The sequence below is a fragment of the Bartonella capreoli genome, assembly GCF_902813205.1.
Lineage (GTDB): Bacteria > Pseudomonadota > Alphaproteobacteria > Rhizobiales > Rhizobiaceae > Bartonella > Bartonella schoenbuchensis.
Window position 1 is genome coordinate 1 of sequence record NZ_CADDZX010000240.1, and the last position, 439, is coordinate 439.

Genomic DNA, 439 nt, shown 5'->3' on the forward strand with positions numbered 1-439 from the left:
TTAAATTCATAGTTAACATCAAAAGCAAAAGTCGCGCACTATGTAACTTCAACAGAAAAAGAAACTTCAAAAGACTCACAGAGCTGCTATTCACCCACCCTTCCAACTTCAGTGAAAATAGAAGCCGTAAACGTGAGAGTTGTACAATTGCCTTCTGCATTGTAGGAATTACTACCAGAAGAAACTGCAACCGCAACGACCTGCCAAATGCAAAAAGGTCATAAATTAAATCAAGGGCAATTATTAGCTGGTTTAGTTACTCAACAATGTCGTCGACAAGATATCAATTTTGCGCGTGGTGCTTTTCGTGTGCGAGGTGATGCGATCGAAATATTTCCTTCACACCTTGAAGATCGTGCTTGGAGGATCTCACTAAATGGTGATGAAATTGATACAATTACTGAATTTGATCCCTTAACAGGACAGAAAACGGGGGATC

Annotated in this window: 1 pseudogene; it reads left to right on the forward strand. The window is 39.9% G+C overall.

The annotated features are described in order from the left end of the window. Nucleotides 1–180 precede the first annotated feature (180 nt). Nucleotides 181–439: pseudogene (locus J7R05_RS08245) on the forward strand (excinuclease ABC subunit UvrB); the annotation flags it as partial.